This is a genomic window from Stenotrophomonas sp. YJH_SMC_58 (assembly GCF_059369635.1).
Genome location: NZ_JCAFSW010000003.1, coordinates 338,173 through 359,378 on the forward strand (window position 1 = coordinate 338,173; position 21,206 = coordinate 359,378).

The following is a 21,206-nucleotide window of genomic DNA, read 5'->3' on the forward strand; positions in this document are numbered from 1 at the left end:
ACCCGTGAGGGGCGGTCCAGTGCAGCATTACAGGGTGCGCGGCACTTCGATACGCTCGAAGCACTCGATCTGGTCACCCGGCTTGACGTCGTTGTAAGCCTTCACCGCGATACCGCACTCGGTACCGTTGCGGACTTCCTCGACGTTCTCCTTGAAGCGACGCAGCGATTCCAGCTCGCCCTCGAAGATCACCACGCTGTCGCGCAGCACGCGGATCGGCTTGTTGCGCCTGACCACGCCCTCGATGACCATCGAGCCGGCAACGGCGCCCAGCTTGGAGCTGCGGAACACGTCGCGGACCTCGGCGATACCGATGATCTCTTCGCGGATCTCCACGCCCAGCAGACCGGAGGCCACCTGCTTCACCTGATCGATCACGTCATAGATGATCGAGAAGTAGCGCAGGTCCACGCCGTTGGATTCGATGATGCGACGGGCCGAAGCATCCGCACGCACGTTGAAGCCGATGACGGTGGCCTTCGAAGCGGCCGCCGAGTTGGCGTCCGATTCGGTGATGCCGCCCACGCCGGAGTGGATCACGTTGATGCGGATGTCTTCGTTGGACAGCGCCACCAGCGCCTGGCTGAGGGCCTGCACCGAACCCTGCACGTCGGCCTTGATGACCAGGTTGAGGACCTGCTGGCCCTCGCCCTTGCCCAGGGTCGCCATGATGTCTTCCATGCGGCTGCCGGCGGTGGCGACCAGGCGCGATTCACGGCGCTTGGTCTCACGCTGCTGGGCAACGTCCTTGGCCAGGCGCTCGTCCTCGACCACCACGAAGTCGTCACCGGCTTCCGGCACGCCGGACAGGCCCAGGACCTGCACCGGGATGGACGGGCCGGCGAATTCCGGCTGCTTGCCGGTTTCATCGAACAGTGCACGCACGCGGCCGTACTGGATGCCGCACACCAGGTAGTCGCCCTTCTTCAGGCGGCCCTGCTGCACCAGCACCGTAGCGACCGGGCCGCGGCCCTTGTCCAGCGACGATTCGATCACCACGCCCGAGGCGCGGCCTTCGTCGACGGCCTTCAGTTCCAGCAGTTCGGCCTGGATCGAGATGGCGTCCAGCAGATCGTCGATGCCCAGGCCGGTCTTGGCCGAGATCTCCACCATCTGGGTGTCACCACCGAAATCTTCGGCCACGACCTGCTCGGACAGCAGTTCGTTCTTGACCCGCATCGGGTCGGCGTCGGACTTGTCGATCTTGTTGATCGCCACGATCAGCGGCACACCCGCCGAACGGGCGTGCTGGATCGCTTCCTTGGTCTGCGGCATGACGCCGTCATCGGCGGCCACGACCAGCACCACGATATCGGTCAGCTTGGCGCCGCGGGCACGCATCGAGGTGAAGGCAGCATGGCCCGGGGTATCCAGGAAGCTGATCACGCCCTTCGGCGTATCCACGTGGTAGGCACCGATGTGCTGGGTGATGCCGCCGGCTTCGCCGGTGGCGACCTTGGTGCGGCGGATGTAATCCAGCAGCGAGGTCTTGCCGTGATCGACGTGGCCCATGATGGTGACCACCGGTGGACGCTGGGTGGCTTCGCCCTGGTTTTCACCGGTCGAGGCCAGCAGTGCGTCCTCGGCGTCGTTGTCGTTGGCACGGATCGCCTTGTGGCCGAGTTCTTCGGTCACCAGCGCGGCGGTGTCGTGGTCGATGGACTGGGTGATGGTGGCCATCACGCCCATCTTGAACAGCGCCTTGACCACCTCGCCGCCCTTCAGCGCGAGCTTCTGCGCCAGGTCGGCCACGGTGATCGTGTCGCCGATCGCCACTTCACGCACCACCGGCGCGGTCGGACGCTCGAAGGCGTGCGGGCCGGCATTGTTGCCACCGCGCGACATGTCGCGACGGCCACCGGCCTGGTTACGGCCACCCGGCCGACCACGGGTGTTGCTGTTGTTGCTGTTGCCACGACGCGCACGGTCGGCAGCCGACAGGTGCATTTGGCCGGCGAAACGGTCGCCCGGGCCACGCTCGTTGCGCGACGCGCTGCGGTTGTTGCGGTCGTCGTTGCGCGGCGGCGGCGGCGCACTGCGCGGCGCAGCCGGAGCGGCGGCCGGCGTGCGCGGCGGACGCGGCGCGGTTTCATCGATCGGAGCGCGCTTGGGCTTGGTGGCCGCCAGTGCCTCGGCAGCCTTGGCGGCGGCCGCAGCTTCCTCGGCAGCCTTCTTCTCGGCCTCTGCGCGTTCCTTGGCCGCAATCTCTTCCTCACGGGCACGGACGATGGCTTCGTCGCGCAGACGATCCTTCTCGGCCAGGGCCTGCTGTTCGGCGAGGTTGCGGGCGCGCGACTCTTCCAGCTTGCGCAGGATGTCGGCGCGCTCTTCGTCCGGCGTCATGGCGCGCGCACCATCCTTGACGTAGGTGCGCTTCTGGCGCACCTCGACATTCACGGTCGTCTTGCTGCGACCGGAATTGACCGTCACTTCCTGCTGCTTCCGGCGGTTGAGCGTGATCTTCTTTGCAGACTGATCGCTCTCTTCCGGGGCCTGCTCGGGCTTGCCGTGCGAACGACGAAGGAAGCCCAGGAGCTTCACCTTCTCGGAGCTGGTCACGACCTGGTCGGGACCGCTGAACTTCATGCCGGCACCGGCCAGCTGTTCCAGCAGTTTTTCGACCGGCGTGTTGACCAGTTCGGCAAGCTTGCGGATGGTGGTTTGCTGCGACATTCGGATCCTATGATCTTGTGGGCGCCCCCCCGCATCTGGAGGTGGCGCGGATTCTACGCCCTGAGCGGCTCAGGGCCCTGTTCATTGCCGGCTCATTCGCCGCGTTCCAGTCGGGCGATCTCTTCGGCACGGGCGGCCAGGATCAGCGCAGCGGCGCGCGCCTGATCCAGTCCTTCGATGCCGAAGTCCATGACCTCGTCGGCGGCCAGGTCGGACAGGTCCTCGCTGGTACGCACGCCGTGGCCGGCCAGCGCATATGCGGTGGCTTCGTCCATGCCCTTCAGGGACAGCAGGTCCTGCGCCGGCTGGCCGTCTTCAAGGCCTTCTTCGACTGCCAGGGCCTCATTGAGCAGCGCATCGCGGGCACGAGCGCGCAGCTCTTCGACGATGTCTTCGTCGAAACCTTCCACGGCCAGCAGTTCGCCGACCGGGACATATGCGATTTCCTCGACGGTGCCGAAGCCTTCGCTGACCAGGATGCCGGCGATTTCCTCGTCCACTTCCAGCTTGTCCATGAACAGCTGGCGGGCCGAAGCCTGCTCGGCCTCCGACTTGGCGGTGACCTGGTCCTGGGTCATCACGTTGAGCTGCCAGCCGGTCAGGCGGCTGGCCAGGCGCACGTTCTGGCCGCCCTTGCCGATCGCCTGGGCCAGGCGATCTTCGGCAACGGCCAGGTCCATCGAGTGCTTGTCTTCATCGACGATGATCGACTGCACTTCGGCCGGCGCCATCGCGTTGATGACGAAGTTGGCGGGGTTGTCGTTCCACAGCACGATGTCCACTCGCTCGCCATTGAGCTCGTTGGACACGGCCTGCACGCGCGAACCGCGCATGCCGATGCAGGCACCGATCGGATCGGTGCGCTGGTCGTGGGCGAGCACGGCGATCTTGGCGCGGTCGCCCGGATCACGTGCGCAGGCCTTGATTTCCACCAGGCCCTGGCCGACTTCCGGCACTTCCAGCTTGAACAACTCGATCATGAATTCCGGGGCGGCGCGGCTGATGAACAGCTGCGGGCCACGGGGTTCCGAACGGACTTCGGCCAGGTAGCCGCGCACGCGGTCACCGGCGCGCAGCACGTCGCGCGGAATGCCCTTGTCCTTCGGAATGAAGCCTTCGGCATTGCCACCGAGGTCGACATAGATGTTGCCGCGCTCGGCGCGCTTGACCACACCGGTGATCAGTTCGCCGACGCGATCCTTCCACGCATCCACGACCTGCTGGCGCTCGGCTTCGCGCACACGCTGGACGATGACCTGCTTGGCGGCCTGGGCGGCGATGCGGCCGAAGTCCGGGTTCTCGATCTGCTCTTCGATGTAGTCGCCGACGTCCACGCCTTCGGCCTCGTCGACGGCGTCCATCAGGCGGATCTGGCGGTCCGGCGATTCCATGACCACGTCGTCGGCCACCACTTCCCAGCGGCGGAAGGTTTCGTAGCTGCCATCCTTGTGGTCGATGACCACGCGGGTCAGCACTTCCTCGTCGGGATAGCGCTTCTTCGCTGCCGAGGCCAGGGCGGCCTCGATGGCATCGAAGATCACTTCACGCGGCACGCCCTTCTCGTTGGCGACCGCGTCGACTACCAGCAACAGTTCCTTGCTCATTGGCTCACTCCGCGCGCGGCTTCTTTGCCGCCGGCTCGTTGGAAGAAGAATTCGTGTTCGGCTTCGGACGCTTCGGCGCCGGACCGGTCGGCTTGCTCGGGGCCAGCCCCAGCGCCACCCAGTCGGGCATGATCCGTGCCTTGTCGATGTTGTCGGCCGACACCACCACTTCGGTCTTGTCGACGATGAAGGTGATGGTGCCTGCGGCCTCGTCGGTCGCTTCGATACGGCCCTGCAGGCGACGACGGTTGTCCTGCGGCAGCTTCAGCGTGACCTTGGCCGATTCACCCTGGTGGCGAGCGAACTGCTCCAGGTTGAACAGCGGGCGATCCACGCCCGGCGAGGACACTTCCAGCGTGTAATTGCCGCTGATCGGGTCTTCGACGTCCAGCTGCGCCGACACTTCGCGGCTGACCCGCTCGCAGTCGTCGACATTGATGATGCGCTCGGGCTGTTCAGCCAGCGGCACGTCGATGTAAAGGCGCAGGGTCGCACCGCCGGGGGCCGGCAGATACTCAACGCCCAGCAGCTCCAGGCCCAGCGACACAACGGTCGGGGCGAGCAGATTCGCGATGTCGGTTGCCTTGTCGCTCACAGCCTGCCTTGATCTCTTGGTTGGGTGCCGGCCTTGGCCGGCGTGAAAACATGACGCCCCGGAAACGACAAAGGGCCCGCTGGGCCCCTTTTCCGGAAAGACTCCGGTGACTGGATTCCGGTTGCAACCTGCAGTGCCTGCCGGTTGCGGCCCTCCTTCCGGGTCCGGACTCCCGCCGGGAGGCCGCCTTCAGGGGTACTGCTAGGCCGCTGATGATAGCGGCTGCACCGCGCTGGTGCAAGGTGCGGGCCCGGGGTCAGATCCCTTTCCCGCGGAAAAGGGAGCTGACCCCGATCACGCAGAAACGACGCAGCCACCCAAAGAAAAACGCCTTCGAAGCAGGACTTCGAAGGCGATCTCTTTACTTGGTAGCGGGGGCAGGATTTGAACCTGCGACCTTCGGGTTATGAGCCCGACGAGCTGCCAGACTGCTCCACCCCGCATCAGAAGCGGAATTATGAGCGTTGGCTCCAAAAAATGCAAGCTTTCCCTCATTCATCAAACCGGTTGGCGCCGATCTGAAGTTGGTAGCGGGGGCAGGATTTGAACCTGCGACCTTCGGGTTATGAGCCCGACGAGCTGCCAGACTGCTCCACCCCGCACCGGTAGTGTTTGAACTGCTGCCCTGCTCTCTTTCGAGGAGGGCGACCGCAACGATGTTCTGGCTGAACCGCTGCAGTGACAACTCAGGCTGCGCATATTACACGAATCGCGCAGCTTTGTGTCAACTTTTATGCAAGATGCGCAAATGCCTGCTGGCACCAGACCATGATCGGGTTCCAGGCCAGGCCCAGCGCCAGCAGCGCCAGCGCGTTCACGCCCAGCACCAGGCCCAGCACGCGGTCGTTGCTGCGCGGCATGGCCTCGCCCACCGGCTCATCGAAGTACATGACCTTGATGACGCGCAGGTAGTAGAAGCAGCCGACCACGGCACACAGCACGCCGAGGATGGCCAGCCACAGCAGGCCCCCGTTGACGGCCGCGCCCAGCACCGCCAGCTTGGTCCAGAAGCCCAGGAACGGCGGAATGCCGGCCAGCGACGCCATGATGCACAGCACCAGGCCGGCCATCCACGGGTTGCGGGCATTGAGGCCCTTGAAGTCCTCGATGTTCTCGGCTTCGAAACCGGCACGCGACAGCGCGATGATCGCGCCGAAGGCGGCGGTGGACATGATGGCGTAGGCCAGTGCGTAGAACAGCGCGGCGGCATAGCCCTGCGCGCCACCACCGGCGATACCCATCAGCAGGAAGCCGATGTGCGAGACGGTGGAGAACGCCAGCATGCGCTTGAGGTTGCTCTGCGCGATGGCCATCAGGTTGCCGATGACCAGCGAGACCGCGGCCAGGCCGGCGATCAGCAGCTGCAGTTCAGTCGACAGCGGACCCACGCCCATTTCCAGCAGGCGGTAGGCCATGCCGAAGGCGGCCAGCTTCGGCGCCGAGCTGATGAACAGTGCGATCGGTGCCGGGGCACCCTGGTACACGTCCGGCAGCCACATGTGGAACGGTGCGGCGCCCAGCTTGAAGGCGACGCCGGCGATCATGAACACCGCACCGGTGATCAGCAGCACGCGCTCTTCCGAGTGCGGGATGGCGTCACGGATGACGTCCAGGTGCAGGCTGCCGGTGGCGCCGTAGATCAGAGACATGCCGTACAGCAGCAGGCCCGAGGCCAGCGAACCCAGCACGATGTACTTCATCGCTGCTTCCGAGGCCAGACCGTTCTCACGGTTGCTGGCAACCAGTGCGTAGGAGCACAGCGCCAGCAGCTCCAGGCCCAGGTAGACCATCAGCAGGCTGCCGGCCGAGACCAGGATCATCATGCCGGCGGTGCCGAACAGGATCAGCACCGGGATCTCGCCCTGGAACAGGTTGCGGTCACGCAGGTAGCGCCAGCCGTAGACCAGGGTCAGGCCGCTGAGCAGCACGATCCCGGTCTTCATCACGTCCGCGGCAGTATCGCGCACGAACATGCCATGGAAGACCTCGCCCTGCCCGCCCACGCCGGTGGCCAGCATGAACAGCACCACGGCCAGCGCAGCGAGCGAGAACAGGTGGGTGACGATCTTGTTCCGGTTGCTGACGAACAGGTCGAGGATCATCAGGGCGAAGGCGCTGCCGATCAGCACCAGCTCGGGAGCGAGCGGTGGCAGGTCAGCGGCGGTCAATGGCAGCAGCGGCGAGGTGGTCATCATCAAATCCTGGAATTACAGCAGCTTGCTGGATGCGATCTGCATCGCCAGCTTCGCGATCGAGGGCTCCATCAGGTCGGTCAGCGGCTTGGGGTAGATGCCCAGGGCCAGCACGCCGATGGCGAACACGCCCAGCACCAGCCATTCGCGGCCGTTGATGTCCTTCAGTTCGGCCACGTGGCTGTTGGCCACTTCGCCGAAGAAGATGCGCTTGTACAGCCACAGGGTGTAGGCGGCGCCGATGATCAGGGTGGTGGCCGCGCCCAGTGCGATCCACGGATTACGCTGGAAGGCCGACAGGATGACCATGAACTCGCCGACGAAACCGCTGGTGCCCGGCAGGCCCGCATTGGCCATGAAGAACAGCATGGCGAAGGTGGCGAACCACGGCATCACGTTGACCACGCCGCCGTAATCGGCGATGCGGCGGCTGTGCATGCGGTCGTACAGCACGCCGACACAGGAGAACATCGCACCGGACACGAAGCCGTGCGAGATCATCTGCACCATGGCGCCCTGCAGGCCCAGGCGGGCAGCATCGGCGTTGCCGGCTTCACGCACCAGCCACAGGGCGATGAAGGTGCCCAGGGTGACGAAGCCCATGTGCGCGATCGACGAATAGGCGATCAGCTTCTTCATGTCGTCCTGCACCAGGGCGACCAGGCCGACGTAGATCACCGCGATCAGCGACAGCGCGATCACCAGCCAGGCCCATTCCTGCGACGCGTCCGGGACGATCGGCAGGTTGAAGCGCAGGAAGCCGTAGCCACCGATCTTCAGGGCGATGGCGGCCAGGATCACCGAACCGGCGGTCGGCGCTTCCACGTGGGCGTCCGGCAGCCAGGTGTGGACCGGGAACATCGGCACCTTGACCGCGAAGGCGATCAGGAAGGCAAAGAAGATCCAGGTCTGTTCCTTGGCCGACAGCGGCAGCGCGTACAGGTCGGCCAGCTGGAAGCTGCCGCCCTTCATGTACAGGTAGATCAGCGCCACCAGCATCAGCACCGAGCCGAGGAAGGTGTACAGGAAGAACTTCAGTGCTGCGTAGATGCGGCGCGGGCCACCCCAGACACCGATGATCAGGAACATCGGGATCAGCATGGCTTCGAAGAACACGTAGAACAGCATCGCGTCCGTCGCGGCGAAGATGCCGACGGTGACGCCTTCCAGGATCAGGAAGGCCGCCACGTACTGGTTGACGCGCTTGTCGATGGCGCTCCAGGCGCCGATCAGGGCAAGCACGCTGACCAGGGTGGTCAGCAGGATCAGCGCCACGGCAATGCCGTCCACGCCCAGGTTGTAGCCGATCTTGTACGCCGGGATCCAGGCATGGGTCTCGACGAACTGCAGGCCGTCGATGCCCGCGTTGTAGCCGCCCAGCAGCGAGAGGCTTGCAACGAAGGTGAGCACCGCGACGCCCAGCGACGCCCAGCGGGCAGTCTGTGCATCACGGATCGCAAGGATCAGGGCGCCACCGATGATCGGCAGCCAGATGAGGACACTGAGTAGAGGCCAGTTCGACACGTCTTCTTATTCCGTACAGGTCATCAACGCAGGTAATGCATCAGCACGCCCAGCAGGGCAATCAGGCCGATGATCATCGCGAAGGCGTAGTGATAGAGGAAACCGGATTGGGTACGACGCAGCACGCCGGCTGCAACGTCCACAACACGTGCCGAAAGATTGACCACGCCGTCGACGATGTTGCTGTCGATCCAGCGCGAGACCTTGCCCAGCTTGACGCTGCCACCGGCAAAGCCATCGATCCACAGCTTGTCGAAGCCGTACTTGTTTTCCAGCACCGAGACGATCGGGGCGAAGGTCTTGCGCGCCTTGCCCGAGAGGTCCGGCTTCCACAGGTAGAACAGCGCAGCCAGCAGGAAGCCCGCCAGGGTCAGCCAGAACGGCGGCAGCATCATGCCGTGCAGCGCGAACGCCACCGGGCCATGGAACTCTTCACCCAGGAACGCGACGGTGTTCTTGGCCGGATCGTAGAAGTCGACGATGCCGGTGAAGAACGTCTGTGCCTGGCCCTTGATCGCCTCGTGCGCATGGTGGCCGGCCCAGTCGGTGCCGTGCAGCATCGGACCGATGCTGAAGAAACCAATGGCGATCGACGGGATGGCCAGCAGGATCAGCGGCAGGGTCACCACCCACGGGGTTTCATGCGGTTCATGCGGACCGTGGCCGTGGTCGTCATGGGCATCGCCATGGTGGGCATCGGCGGCGTGGTGATCGTCATGGCCGTGGCCATGATCGTCGTGCGCGTCGCGGAAACGCTCCTTGCCGTGGAAGGTCATGAACAGCAGACGGAAGCTGTAGAAGCTGGTCACCAGCACGCCACCCAGCACGGCCCAGTAGCCATAGGTGGCCACCCAGCTGTTCTGCATGTGGGCGTGGATCTCGGCCGCCTCGATGATGGTGTCCTTCGAGTAGAAGCCGGAGAAGAACGGCGTACCAACCAGGGCCAGCGTACCGATCCACATGGTGATGAAGGTGATCGGCATGTACTTGCGCAGGCCGCCCATCTTGCGCATGTCCTGCTCGTGGTGCATCGCGATGATGACCGAGCCGGCGCCCAGGAACAGCAGGGCCTTGAAGAAGGCGTGGGTCATCAGGTGGAACACGGCGGCCGAGTAGGCCGACACGCCCAGGGCGACGGTCATGTAGCCCAGCTGCGACAGCGTGGAGTACGCGACGACGCGCTTGATGTCGTTCTGCACGATGCCGATCAGGCCGGTGAAGAACGCGGTGGTGGCACCGATGAACAGCACGAAGTTCAGCGCCGTCTGCGACAGCTCGAACAGCGGCGACATGCGGGTGACCATGAAGATACCGGCGGTCACCATCGTCGCGGCGTGGATCAGTGCCGAGATCGGGGTCGGGCCTTCCATCGAGTCCGGCAGCCACACGTGCAGCGGGACCTGGGCCGACTTGCCCATGGCGCCGATGAACAGGCAGATGCAGATGACGGTGGCGATCGACCAGATCACCGGCTCGTTCAGCAGCTGCATGCCCAGGATCGTGCCGTCCCAGATCTGCAGCTGGGCGCGCGGGTCAGCCAGCATGCCGGCCTGCGAGAACACCTGCGAGTAGTCCAGGGTGCCGAACACCCACAGCACGCCAGCGATGCCCAGCAGGAAGCCGAAGTCACCGACGCGGTTGACCAGGAACGCCTTCATGTTGGCGAAGATCGCGGTCGGGCGCTTGAACCAGAAGCCGATCAGCAGGTACGACACCAGGCCCACCGCTTCCCAGCCGAAGAACAGCTGCAGGAAGTTGTTGCTCATCACCAGGGTGAGCATCGAGAAGGTGAACAGCGAGATGTAGCTGAAGAACCGCTGGTAGCCCGGATCGTCCTGCATGTAGCCGATCGTGTAGATGTGGACCAGCAGCGACACGAAGGTCACCACCACCATCATCATCGCGGTCAGCTTGTCGACCATGAAGCCGACGTGGGCCGAGTACTGGCCGACTTCGAAGAACGTGTAGATGTTCTGGTTGAACGGCTGTGCGCCACCCCACAGCAGCTGGTAGAGCGTGTACATCGACAGGCCGCAGGCCACCGCGACGCCGAGGATGGTGATGGCCTGCGCGCCGAAGCGCTTGACCTGGCGACCGAACAGGCCGGCGATGATGCTGCCGAACAGCGGCGCAAGCACCACTGCGATCAACAGACTCTTGGAGAGAGTGATTTCCATCTGTGGATCAGCCCTTCAACGAATCGACTTCGCCGACATTGATCGTGCGGCGGGTACGGAACAGGGTCACCAGGATCGCCAGGCCGATGGCGGCTTCCGCGGCGGCGACGGTCAGGATGAAGAACACGAACAGCTGGCCGGACGGGTCGCCCAGCTGGCGCGAGAAGCCGACGAAGTTGATGTTCACCGACAGCAGCATCAGTTCGATCGACATCAGCAGGACGATGACGTTCTTCCGGTTGAGGAAGATGCCGGCCAGGCTGATGGCGAACAGCACCGCGCCAAGCGCAAGGATGTGGCCAAGGGTAATCACGGCAGGGTCTCCTCGCCGGTGGCCGGCTTGCTGTTGCTGTGCACGACCGGTGCTTCGGCACCCATCTTGACCATGCGCAGGCGCTGGCCGGCCTTGACCATGGTCTGCTCGCCCGGGTTCTGGCTCTTGACGCCGGTACGACGGCGCAGGGTCAGCATGACGGCGGCAACCACGGCCACGGTCAGGATGACGGCGGCGAACTCGAACGGCAGCAGGTACTCGGTGAACAGCGTGCGTGCCAGCCAGGTGATGTTGGAACTGTCGGCGGCGACCGCAGCGGCGTTGTCGGCCGGGAACGGCGTAACCGAGCGTGCCTTGACGCCGATCAGGATCAGCATCTGCGCCAGCATCGCCACCGCGACGATGAGGCCGACCGGCAGGTAGCGCACCCAGCCCTCACGCAGCTTGCTGGGGTCGATGTCCAGCATCATCACCACGAACAGGAACAGCACCATCACCGCGCCGACGTAGACCAGCACCAGGGCCACGCCGAGGAACTCGGCCCCCACCAGCAGCCACACGCAGGCAATGGAGAAGAAGGTCAGCACCAGGCAGAGCACGGCGTGAACCGGGTTGCGCACGCTGATCACCGCACCGGCCGAAACCGTTGCCGCGATGGCGAACACCCAGAAAGCGATATTTACCCAATCCATCTCTCGACCTCAGCGGTAAGCGGCATCGGCGGCACGACGCTCGGCGATCTCGGACTCGAGACGGTCGCCAAGGGCCAGCAGCTGCGGCTTGGTAACGATGTTTTCGCCACGGTTCTCGAAGTGGTACTCGAGGATGTGGGTTTCGACGATCGAGTCCACCGGGCAGCTTTCTTCGCAGAAGCCGCAGAAGATGCACTTGAACAGGTCGATGTCGTAGCGGGTGGTGCGGCGGGTGCCGTCCTCGCGCTTGGCCGAGTCGATGGTGATGGCCAGGGCCGGGCACACCGCTTCACACAGCTTGCAGGCAATGCAGCGCTCTTCGCCGTTGGGATAACGGCGCAGGGCGTGCAGGCCACGGAAGCGCGGCGACTGCGGGAACTTCTCCATCGGGTACATCATCGTGTACTTCGGCTTGAAGCTGTACTTCAGCGTCAGCCAGAGGCCGGCCAGCAGTTCGAGCAGCAGCAGGCTCTTGAAGTAATGGGTAATCCTGTTCATCACTTAGACGCCCTTTTGAATCACGCCGAAGAACACCATGACGGCGGTAACCGCGATCCACAGAATGGCCAGCGGGATGAAGACCTTCCAGCCCAGGCGCATGATCTGGTCATAGCGGAAGCGCGGGAAGCTGGCACGGAACCAGATGTAGGCACTGGCGAAGAAGAACACCTTGACGAACAGCCACGGTGCACCGCCCTTCCAGATCCAGTCGACCAGCGGCGAGACATTGCCGAAATCGACCCAGCCCTGGACCGGGCTCAGCCAGCCGCCGAGGAAGAAGATCGAGATCAGGAAGCTGATCAGGATCATGTTCGCGTATTCGGCCAGGAAGAACAGGGCGAACGCGCCGCCGGAGTACTCGACCATGTGGCCGGCGACGATTTCCGATTCGCCTTCCACCACGTCGAACGGCGCGCGGTTGGTTTCAGCCACGCCCGACACCCAGTAGATGACGAACAGCGGGAACAAAGGCAGCAGGAACCAGTCGAAGAAGCCGGAACTGCCGGCCTGCGCCATCACGATGTTGCTCAGGTTCAGGCTGCCCGAGGCGATCATCACGCCAACCAGGGCAAAGCCCATGGCGATTTCGTAGCTGATCATCTGTGCCGAGGCGCGCATCGCACCCAGGAACGCGTACTTCGAGTTGGACGCCCAGCCGGCCAGGATGATGCCGTAGATGCCCAGCGAGGTCATCGCCAGCAGGTACAGCAGGCCGGCGTTCGCGTTGGACAGCACGATCTGCGAATCGAAGGGGACCACCGACCAGGCCGCGAAGGCGGGGGCCAGGGTGATCAGCGGGGCCAGCAGGTAGATCGCCTTGTTGGCGCTGCTCGGCTGGACCACTTCCTTGAACAGCAGCTTGAAGACGTCGGCGAAGGCCTGGAAGATGCCCATGCCCACATACATCGGGCCGTGGCGGACGTGCATCCAGCCGATCAGCTTGCGTTCCCAGACCACGTAGAAGGCCACCGAGATGATCACCGGAACGGCGATCACCAGGATCTTCAGGATGATCCAGATCAGCGCGCCGATGTCACCGAGGCCAAGCAGCCACTGGTGCAGCGGGTCGACCGCGTTCAACAGCAATTCGTTCATGCAGCCACCACCGATACGCGAGCGGCACCCAGCGGCGCGGTCGCGCCGTGGCCCGATTCAATCCAGACCGAACCCGCAGCGACGCGGGCGTCGACCACCACCGGCAGGGTAGCCTTGCCGGCGTCGGTGCCGACCTTGGCCATCTGCCCTTCCTGCAGCTGCAGGCGAGCGGCATCTTCTGCGTTCAGCACGATGCGCGGGGCGTTGTTGAGCGGATGCGACTGCAGTGCCGGCGCGCGACGGACCACCGCATCGGTGCGGTAGATCGCGGCAGTGGAAGCCACTTCCAGGCCTTCACCGGCAACTGCCGGCTGCGCCGAAGCAGCGACGGTGACCGACACGGGGGCCAGGCTGGCACGCAGACCGGCCAGGTCGGTGAAGTCGAAACCGGCCAGCGCCATGTCGCCGCCCAGTGCGCGCAGCACGCGCCAGCCTTCGCGGGCCTCGCCCGGCAGCTTGCCGCCGGCACGGGCCGACTGCTCGCGACCATCGAGGTTGGTCAGGGTGGCGTCGATTTCCGGCAGCGCACCGATCGGCAGGATCACGTCGGCAACGTCGCGGGTCGAGGCGCAGGCGAACTGGCTGAAGGCCACCACCTGCGCACCCGCCAGCGCCTTGCGGGCTGCCGGGGCGTCGGCGAAGTCCAGGCCCGGCTCAAGGCCGTACACCACGTAGGCCTGGCGCGGCTGCGCCAGCATCGCGGCGACGTCCTTGCCGGCCGGCAGCACCCCGGCGCGGGTCAGGCCAACGGCGTTGGCGCCCTGCGGGATGCGGCACAGCTTGGCACCGGTGGCGGCGGCGAAGTCACGCGCGGCAGCGCGGATCGCGGCAGCCTGCGGGTGGTTCTCGGCGATGCCACCGACGATCAGCACGGTGTTGTTGCCGCCCTGCACCGCCGAACGCAGCTCGGCGTTGGCCAGCGCGTCGACGAACTTCGACGGTGCAACGATCTGCTTGCCGGCAATACTGAAGGCGAAGTCGAAGTCGACCGGATTGACGACGTGGATCTTCGCGCCCTTGGTGGTCTGCGCCTTGCGCAGGCGGGCGTGCAGCAGCGGCAGTTCGTGGCGGATGTTGCTGCCCAGAACGACGATGCGATCGGCACCTTCGATTTCGGCCAGCGGCAGGCCGAACACTTCGGCGGTTGCAGCGTCGGAGAAATCACGGTTGTTGATGCGGTGGTCGATATTGCTCGAGCCCAGGCCCTTGGCCAGGCGGGCCAGCAGCGCGCCTTCCTCGTTCGAGGTGGACGGATGCACCAGCACGCCCAGGTTGTCGCCCTGGTTGGCCTTGAGGATCTCGGCGGCCGCGGCCAGGCCTTCGGCCCAGCTCACTTCCTTCCACTCGCCATTGACCTTGCGCAGCGGCTTGACCGCACGGTCTTCGCTGTACAGGCCCTGGTGCGAGTAGCGGTCACGGTCGGACAGCCAGCACTCGTTCACCGCTTCGTTGTCGCGCGGCACGGTGCGCAGCACTTCGCCGCGACGCACGTGCAGGAACAGGTTCGAACCCATCGCGTCGTGGTAGCCCAGCGATTCGCGCGCGGTCAGTTCCCACGGGCGGGCGCGGAACTGGAACACCTTGTTGGTCAGTGCGCCGACCGGGCAGACGTCGACGACATTGCCGGACAGTTCGGTGGTCAGCGGCTTGCCGTCGAAGGTACCGATCTGCAGGTTCTCACCGCGGTACATGCCACCCAGTTCGTAGGTACCGGCGACGTCGGCGGTGAAGCGGACGCAGCGGGTGCACTGGATGCAGCGGGTCATCTCGGTGGCGACCAGCGGGCCCATGTCCTCGTCCGGGACCACGCGCTTGCGCTCGTTGAAGCGGCTGACCGAACGGCCATAGCCCAGCGAGACGTCCTGCAGTTCGCACTCGCCGCCTTGGTCGCAGATCGGGCAGTCCAGCGGGTGGTTGATGAGCAGGAACTCCATCACCGAGCGCTGGAACTTCAGTGCCTTCTCGCTGCGGGTGGCGACCTTCATGCCATCCATCACCGGAGTGGCGCAGGCCGGCGCCGGCTTCGGCGACTTTTCCACGTCCACCAGGCACATGCGGCAGTTGGCGGCGATCGGCAGCTTCTCGTGGTAGCAGAAGCGCGGAATCGAAATGCCGGCCTTGTCGGCCGCCTGGATGATCATCGAACCCTTGGGCACGACCAGGGACTTGCCATCGATTTCGATGGTCACGTGATCCGGTGGCACGTTCGGGTTTACGGGTTGCGCGCTCATGCGGCGGCTGCCTCCACCTTCTTGCCGTCAACCATCGAATGACCGTTGACGATGTAGTACTCGAATTCGTCCCAGAACTGGCGCAGGAAGCCCTGGATGGGCCATGCAGCCGCTTCACCGAACGCACAGATGGTGTGGCCTTCGATCTGGCCGGCCACCGCCTTCAGCTGGTGCAGGTCTTCCATCGTGGCCTTGCCGGCGACGATGCGCTCCAGCACGCGGTGCATCCAGCCGGTGCCCTCGCGGCACGGGGTGCACTGGCCACAGGATTCCTTGTGGAAGAACTGGCTGATACGGCAGGCGAACTTGACGCAGCAGACGCTGTCGTCCAGCACCACGATCGCACCCGAACCCAGGCCGGAGCCCAGCGCGCGGATGGTGTCGTAGTCCATCGGCAGGTCCTTCAGCTCGGCCGCGGTCAGCACCGGCATCGACACGCCGCCCGGGATCGCGCCCTTCAGCGTGCGGCCCGGACGCAGGCCACCGGCCATTTCCAGCAGGTCGTGGAATTTGGTGCCGAGCGGCACTTCGAAGTTGCCGCCATTCTGCACGCAGCCGGACACCGAGAAGCACTTAGGACCGCCGTTGGCGGTCAGGCTCAGGCCCTTGAACCACTCCGGACCGTTGCGGATGATCGCCGGCACCGAACCATAGGTTTCGGTGTTGTTGATCGTCGACGGCTTGCCATACAGGCCGAAATTGGCCGGGAACGGCGGCTTGTAGCGCGGCTGGCCCTTCTTGCCCTCCAGCGATTCCATCAGCGCGGTTTCTTCGCCGCAGATGTACGCGCCGGCGCCCAGCGCGCCGTAGATGTCGATGTCCACGCCACTGCCGAGGATGTTCTTGCCCAGCCAGCCGTTCGCATAGGCGTCGGCCAGGGCCTGCTCGAAGTGCTCGAACGGCTCGTGGTGGAACTCACCGCGCAGGTAGTTGTAACCCACGGTCGAACCGGTGGCGTAGCAGGCGATCGCCATGCCTTCCACCACCGAATGCGGGTTGTAGCGCAGGATGTCGCGGTCCTTGCAGGTGCCCGGCTCGGATTCGTCCGAGTTGCAGAGGATGTACTTCTGCATGTTGCCCTTGGGCATGAAGGACCACTTCAGGCCGGTCGGGAAGCCTGCGCCACCGCGGCCGCGCAGGCCCGAGGCCTTGACCATCTCGATGACCTGCTCCGGCGGGATCTTCTCTTCGAGGATCTTGCGCAGGGCGGCGTAGCCACCGGTCTTCAGGTAGCTTTCGTAGGACCACGGGGTGTCGTAATGCAGGGTGGTGTAGACCACCTGGTGCGGCAGCGGCGCGGGACCGACCGGACCCTTGGATTCGTGGTGATGTGCCATGCCCTTACTCCAGCCCGTCCAGCAGCTCGTCGACCTTTTCCAGGGTCAGACGCTCATGGTAGTGACCGTTGATGACCATCATCGGCGCGCCACCGCAGCCGGCCAGGCACTCTTCCTCGCGCTTGAGGTAGACGCGGCCGTCCGGGGTCGATTCACCGTGCTTGATGCCCAGCTTCTTCTCGCAATGGCGGACGATGTCCTCGGCGCCATTGAGCCAGCAGCTGATGTTGGTGCAGATGGCCACGTTGTTGCGGCCCACCTTCTCGGTCTCGAACATCGAGTAGAAGCTGGCGACCTCGTAGGCCCACACCGGCGGCAGGTCGAGGTACTTGGCCACGCCGGCGATCAGCTCGTCGGTCAGCCAGCCCTGGTTCTGCTCCTGGGCCGCATGCAGGCCCTGCAGCACGGCAGAGCGCTTGCGGTCCGGCGGGAACTTGGACAGCCAGTGATCGATGTGAGCGCGGGTCTTGTCGCTCAGCACCACCATCGGGTCGACGTCGCGCGCCGCCTCGAAATTACCTGTCGCCTTCATCGGCCGACCTCAGCGAAATGCATAACGTGAAATTCCAGAAACTGCGGCGCCGGCTTGCGCCGGCTGCCTGCAGCGGGCGTTGGCGTGGCGGACGGCATTACCGGTCAACCTCGCCGAACACCAGGTCGTAGGTACCGATCATCGCCACCACGTCGGCCAGCATGTGGCCGCGCACGACCGAATCGATCGAGGACAGGTGGGCGAAGCCCGGCGCACGCAGGTGCACGCGGAACGGCTTGTTGGCGCCATCGGAGACCAGGTAGCAGCCGAACTCGCCCTTCGGGGCTTCCACCGCCGAGTAGGTCTCGCCGGCCGGCACGCAGTAGCCTTCGCTGAACAGCTTGAAGTGGTGGATCAGCGCTTCCATGTCGTCCTTCATGTCCTCGCGCCTGGGCGGAGCGACCTTGAAGTTCTTGACCATGACCGGGCCGGGATTGGCCTTCAGCCATGCCACGCATTGCTTGATGATGCGGTTGGACTCGCGCATTTCGGCAACGCGGACCAGGTAGCGGTCGTAGCAGTCGCCTTCCTTGCCCAGCGGGATGTCGAAATCGACGGCATCGTACTTGGCGTACGGGCGCTTCTTGCGCAGGTCCCAGGCGACGCCCGAGCCACGCAGCATCACGCCGGTCATGCCCCACTGGTGCGCCAGTTCCGGCGTCACCACGCCGATGCCGACGGTACGCTGCTTCCAGATACGGTTGTCGGTCAGCAGGGTTTCGTATTCGTCGATGCGCTTGGGGAACTCGACGGTGAAGTTCTCCAGGAAGTCCAGCAGCGAGCCCTCGCGCGAAGCATTGAGCTGCTTCAGCGCCTTGCCCTTGTGCCAGCGCGACTCCTTGTACTTTGGCATGTGGTCCGGCAGGTCGCGGTAGACACCGCCCGGACGGTAGTACGCCGCGTGCATGCGTGCGCCGGAGACTGCTTCATAGCAGTCCATCAGCTCTTCGCGCTCGCGGAAGGCGTACAGCATCACCGCCATCGCACCCAGGTCGAGCGCGTTGGAGCCCAGCCACATCAGGTGGTTGAGGATGCGGGTGATCTCGTCGTACATGGTGCGGATGTACTGCGCACGCTCCGGCGCCTCGATGCCCATCAGGGTCTCGATCGCGCGCACGTAGGCGTGCTCGTTGCACATCATCGACACGTAATCCAGGCGATCCATGTAACCGATCGACTGGTTGAACGGCTTGGACTCGGCCAGCTTTTCGGTACCACGGTGCAGCAGACCCACGTGCGGGTCGGCGCGCATGATGGTTTCGCCGTCCATTTCCAGGATCAGGCGCAACACACCGTGAGCGGCCGGATGCTGCGGGCCGAAGTTCATGGTGTAGTTGCGGATTTCCTGCCGGCTTTCAGCGGCGTTGCTGGCGAATGCTTCGCCGGCCTGGTGTACGTGGCTCACTTCACTGCCTCCTGCGCGCGCTCACCTTCTGCGGTCTGCAGACGGGCGTCGTCGCGGATCACGCGCGGCACGCCGACACGCGGCTCCACCGAGGTGACCGGTTCGTAGATCACGCGCTTCTTTTCTTCGTCGTAGCGGACTTCGACATTGCCGATCAGCGGGAAGTCCTTGCGGAACGGATGGCCGACGAAACCGTAGTCGGTCAGGATCCGGCGCAGGTCCGGGTGGCCTTCGAAGATCACGCCGTACAGGTCGAACGCTTCGCGCTCGAACCAGTTCAGGCCCGGCCAGATGCCGGTCAGCGAGGACACCACCGGCAGTGCTTCGTCAGGGGCGAAGCAGCGCAGGTGCATCATCAGGTTGTGCTGGTATGAGCGCAGCTGGGCGACCACGGCGAAACGCTGGGTCGGCATGTGCTGCGGGCGGGCACCGTCGGCACCGTTCTCCTCGGTGGGGAACTCACCCCACGCGAAACGGCCCTGGGCCTTGCCTTCGACGCCACGGCTGAAGCCCTGCGAGGACACGTCGGCGGTGTCCCATTCGTCGGAGCCATAACCCAGGTAATCGACGCCGCAGAGATCCACGGCCTGCTCGAAACCAAACTCGTCACGCAGCGCCAGGGCGGTGGCGTGCCACTCGGCGGCAGGCACTTCCAGCGTCACTTCGCCGCGGGGTTCGACCACGATGACCTTCGCACCAGCGAAACGTGCGGAGAGTCGGTCGATGAAGGATGCTTGCTCTGCCATGGGGGCTTGGCGCGCTCTTGTCAGGTGAAGGGGTCAGCGGGCGATGGTCTGTGTACGCCAGATCTTCTTCTGCAGCTGCAGGATCCCGTACACCAGCGCCTCGGCGGTCGGCGGGCAACCCGGGACGTAGACGTCCACCGGCACCACGCGATCACAGCCGCGCACGACAGAATAGGAGTAGTGGTAATAGCCGCCACCATTGGCGCAGCTACCCATCGAGATGACCCACTTCGGGTCCGGCATCTGGTCGTAGACCTTGCGCAGCGCCGGGGCCATCTTGTTGACCAGGGTACCGGCCACGATCATCACGTCGGACTGGCGCGGCGACGGGCGGAACACCACGCCGTAGCGGTCAAGGTCCAGGCGCGCGGCGCCGGCGTGCATCATCTCGACCGCGCAGCAGGCCAGACCGAAGGTCATCGGCCACATCGAGCCGGTGCGCGCCCAGTTCAGCAGTGCATCGACGCTGGTGGTGACGAAGCCCTTTTCCAGCAGCGGGTTGTCGCCTTCCGGCCGCAGGATGTCATCAACCCGGCCTTCCGGCGTGGGGTTGTTCATGAGGCCATCGAGAGTCTGAATCACTCCCATTCCAGCGCTCCCTTCTTCCAGACGTAAATGAAACCGAGGAACAGCATGCCGACGAACAGACCCATGGTGACGAGCGAACGCGCGCCCAGCTCCATGAAGACCTGGGTCCACGGCACGATGAAGATGATTTCCAGGTCGAAGACGATGAACTGGATCGCGATCAGGTAGTAGCGCACGTCGAACTTCATGCGCGCGTCTTCGAAGGCCTCGAAGCCGCACTCGTACGGCGACAGCTTTTCCAGATCGGGGCGGCGGGGACCGAGGAATCGACCAACCAGCATCAGCGTAATGCCGATACCGGTGGCAACGATCAGAAACAGCAGAGACGGCAAATATTCGGCCAGCACAGCGATTCTCTCTTGCCTCTGCCGCTGCGCCTGCAGGCGCTTTGGCATGGGGGAGTGGACGGGAATCTACCTGGCGCCTTGCGCGCCAGGTGAACCCGCTTTACTTACAAATGGTGCCCAAGAGGGGACTCGAACCCCTACGACCTAAGTCGCTACCACCTCAAGGTAGTGCGTCTACCAATTCCGCCACCTGGGCAAACGATCACATCAGACTATCTTCCCGATGCGCCGCGTATTGTAACCGGCTTCAGTGTTTCTGGGAGCCTTCCGAAGGCTTTTCTTCACCAGAAACCGAAGATTCCGCCTGAGCCGGCACATTCGCGGCCGGAACCGGGGCGGCCGGGACCGCATCAGCCTTCGGAACGGCCGGCAATTCGCCTGCCGGAGCCGCCGGAGCGACCGCCGCCGGAGCGGACATCAAGCCCAGATCCTGGTCGGCCGCCGGACGACTGCCATGACCGGCATACCAGGCCATGAAGAGGCTGATGCCGAAGAACACGACGGCCAGCCACTTGGTCGACTTGGACAGGAAGTTCGAGGCGCCACGCGCACCGAACACCGTACCCGAGGCGCCGGCACCAAAGCCCGAACCCGCCGCCGCACCCGAGCCACGCTGCATCAGGATCAGCGCGATCATGGCCACAGCGACCAGCACGTAGACGACATTGAGGATCAACATCAGCATTGGAAACC

Annotated in this window: 18 protein-coding genes and 3 tRNA genes; all 21 read right to left on the reverse strand. The window is 64.6% G+C overall.

All coding sequences use genetic code 11. From position 1 onward, the window contains the following. Nucleotides 1-27: 27 nt before the first annotated feature. The 21 genes from infB to secG all read right to left on the reverse strand — a co-directional run bounded on the left by infB (nucleotide 28) and on the right by secG (nucleotide 21,198). The gene (infB, locus tag AC5P68_RS06265; protein WP_049402312.1) at nucleotides 28-2,673 is read right to left on the reverse strand and encodes a translation initiation factor IF-2; all 2,646 of its coding nucleotides are present in this window, start codon (nucleotides 2,671-2,673) and stop codon (nucleotides 28-30) included. A 92-nt stretch (nucleotides 2,674-2,765) separates the two neighbouring features. Next, on the reverse strand, nucleotides 2,766-4,277 hold the full coding sequence (gene nusA / locus AC5P68_RS06270) for a transcription termination factor NusA (RefSeq protein ID WP_005410449.1): 1,512 nt from the start codon (nucleotides 4,275-4,277) through the stop codon (nucleotides 2,766-2,768). A gap of 4 nt (nucleotides 4,278-4,281) precedes the next feature. Next, entirely contained in the window at nucleotides 4,282-4,872 is a 591-nt protein-coding gene (gene rimP, locus AC5P68_RS06275; RefSeq protein WP_005410450.1) for a ribosome maturation factor RimP, read from the reverse strand. A 366-nt stretch (nucleotides 4,873-5,238) separates the two neighbouring features. After that, nucleotides 5,239-5,315 (reverse strand) — tRNA-Met (locus tag AC5P68_RS06280). Between the two features lie 82 nt (nucleotides 5,316-5,397). Further along, nucleotides 5,398-5,474 (reverse strand) — tRNA-Met (locus tag AC5P68_RS06285). 129 nt (nucleotides 5,475-5,603) lie between these two features. Continuing rightward, nucleotides 5,604-7,064: an NADH-quinone oxidoreductase subunit NuoN gene (nuoN, locus tag AC5P68_RS06290; RefSeq protein WP_005410451.1), complete on the reverse strand. Its 1,461-nt coding sequence runs from the start codon at nucleotides 7,062-7,064 to the stop codon at nucleotides 5,604-5,606. Nucleotides 7,065-7,079: 15 nt separating this feature from the next. After that, the gene (locus AC5P68_RS06295) at nucleotides 7,080-8,588 is read right to left on the reverse strand and encodes an NADH-quinone oxidoreductase subunit M (protein WP_033835600.1); all 1,509 of its coding nucleotides are present in this window, start codon (nucleotides 8,586-8,588) and stop codon (nucleotides 7,080-7,082) included. A gap of 23 nt (nucleotides 8,589-8,611) precedes the next feature. Further along, entirely contained in the window at nucleotides 8,612-10,765 is a 2,154-nt protein-coding gene (gene nuoL / locus AC5P68_RS06300; RefSeq protein ID WP_049403610.1) for an NADH-quinone oxidoreductase subunit L, read from the reverse strand. Between the two features lie 7 nt (nucleotides 10,766-10,772). Beyond that, the gene (gene nuoK / locus AC5P68_RS06305; protein ID WP_005417921.1) at nucleotides 10,773-11,078 is read right to left on the reverse strand and encodes an NADH-quinone oxidoreductase subunit NuoK; all 306 of its coding nucleotides are present in this window, start codon (nucleotides 11,076-11,078) and stop codon (nucleotides 10,773-10,775) included. Continuing rightward, entirely contained in the window at nucleotides 11,075-11,731 is a 657-nt protein-coding gene (locus tag AC5P68_RS06310) for an NADH-quinone oxidoreductase subunit J (protein ID WP_231522364.1), read from the reverse strand. Before AC5P68_RS06310 ends, nuoK begins: the two co-directional genes overlap by 4 nt. Before the next feature lie 9 nt (nucleotides 11,732-11,740). Continuing rightward, nucleotides 11,741-12,229, reverse strand: coding sequence for an NADH-quinone oxidoreductase subunit NuoI (gene nuoI, locus AC5P68_RS06315; protein ID WP_005417924.1), 489 nt, complete (start codon nucleotides 12,227-12,229; stop codon nucleotides 11,741-11,743). Between the two features lie 3 nt (nucleotides 12,230-12,232). After that, entirely contained in the window at nucleotides 12,233-13,327 is a 1,095-nt protein-coding gene (gene nuoH, locus AC5P68_RS06320) for an NADH-quinone oxidoreductase subunit NuoH (protein WP_021202065.1), read from the reverse strand. Continuing rightward, nucleotides 13,324-15,558, reverse strand: a complete 2,235-nt coding sequence (gene nuoG / locus AC5P68_RS06325) for an NADH-quinone oxidoreductase subunit NuoG (protein ID WP_184014147.1) — start codon at nucleotides 15,556-15,558, stop codon at nucleotides 13,324-13,326. Before nuoG ends, nuoH begins: the two co-directional genes overlap by 4 nt. Further along, the gene (nuoF, locus tag AC5P68_RS06330) at nucleotides 15,555-16,895 is read right to left on the reverse strand and encodes an NADH-quinone oxidoreductase subunit NuoF (protein ID WP_010486436.1); all 1,341 of its coding nucleotides are present in this window, start codon (nucleotides 16,893-16,895) and stop codon (nucleotides 15,555-15,557) included. Before nuoF ends, nuoG begins: the two co-directional genes overlap by 4 nt. Before the next feature lie 4 nt (nucleotides 16,896-16,899). Further along, nucleotides 16,900-17,427 (reverse strand): NADH-quinone oxidoreductase subunit NuoE, encoded by a 528-nt coding sequence (nuoE, locus tag AC5P68_RS06335; RefSeq protein WP_005410460.1) that lies wholly within the window; start codon nucleotides 17,425-17,427, stop codon nucleotides 16,900-16,902. A gap of 97 nt (nucleotides 17,428-17,524) precedes the next feature. Further along, the gene (locus tag AC5P68_RS06340; protein WP_033835604.1) at nucleotides 17,525-18,832 is read right to left on the reverse strand and encodes an NADH-quinone oxidoreductase subunit D; all 1,308 of its coding nucleotides are present in this window, start codon (nucleotides 18,830-18,832) and stop codon (nucleotides 17,525-17,527) included. After that, a complete protein-coding gene (locus AC5P68_RS06345) occupies nucleotides 18,829-19,578 on the reverse strand; it encodes an NADH-quinone oxidoreductase subunit C (RefSeq protein WP_005410462.1) in 750 nt (249 codons plus the stop codon). The genes AC5P68_RS06340 and AC5P68_RS06345 overlap by 4 nt, the downstream gene beginning before the upstream one ends. 33 nt (nucleotides 19,579-19,611) lie before the next feature. Then, the gene (locus AC5P68_RS06350; protein ID WP_005410463.1) at nucleotides 19,612-20,166 is read right to left on the reverse strand and encodes a NuoB/complex I 20 kDa subunit family protein; all 555 of its coding nucleotides are present in this window, start codon (nucleotides 20,164-20,166) and stop codon (nucleotides 19,612-19,614) included. Next, a complete protein-coding gene (locus AC5P68_RS06355) occupies nucleotides 20,157-20,513 on the reverse strand; it encodes an NADH-quinone oxidoreductase subunit A (protein WP_005414075.1) in 357 nt (118 codons plus the stop codon). Before AC5P68_RS06355 ends, AC5P68_RS06350 begins: the two co-directional genes overlap by 10 nt. Nucleotides 20,514-20,624: 111 nt before the next feature. Continuing rightward, a tRNA-Leu gene (locus AC5P68_RS06360) sits at nucleotides 20,625-20,709 on the reverse strand. A 51-nt stretch (nucleotides 20,710-20,760) separates the two neighbouring features. Next, nucleotides 20,761-21,198, reverse strand: coding sequence for a preprotein translocase subunit SecG (gene secG, locus AC5P68_RS06365; protein ID WP_005410465.1), 438 nt, complete (start codon nucleotides 21,196-21,198; stop codon nucleotides 20,761-20,763). Nucleotides 21,199-21,206 lie beyond the last annotated feature (8 nt).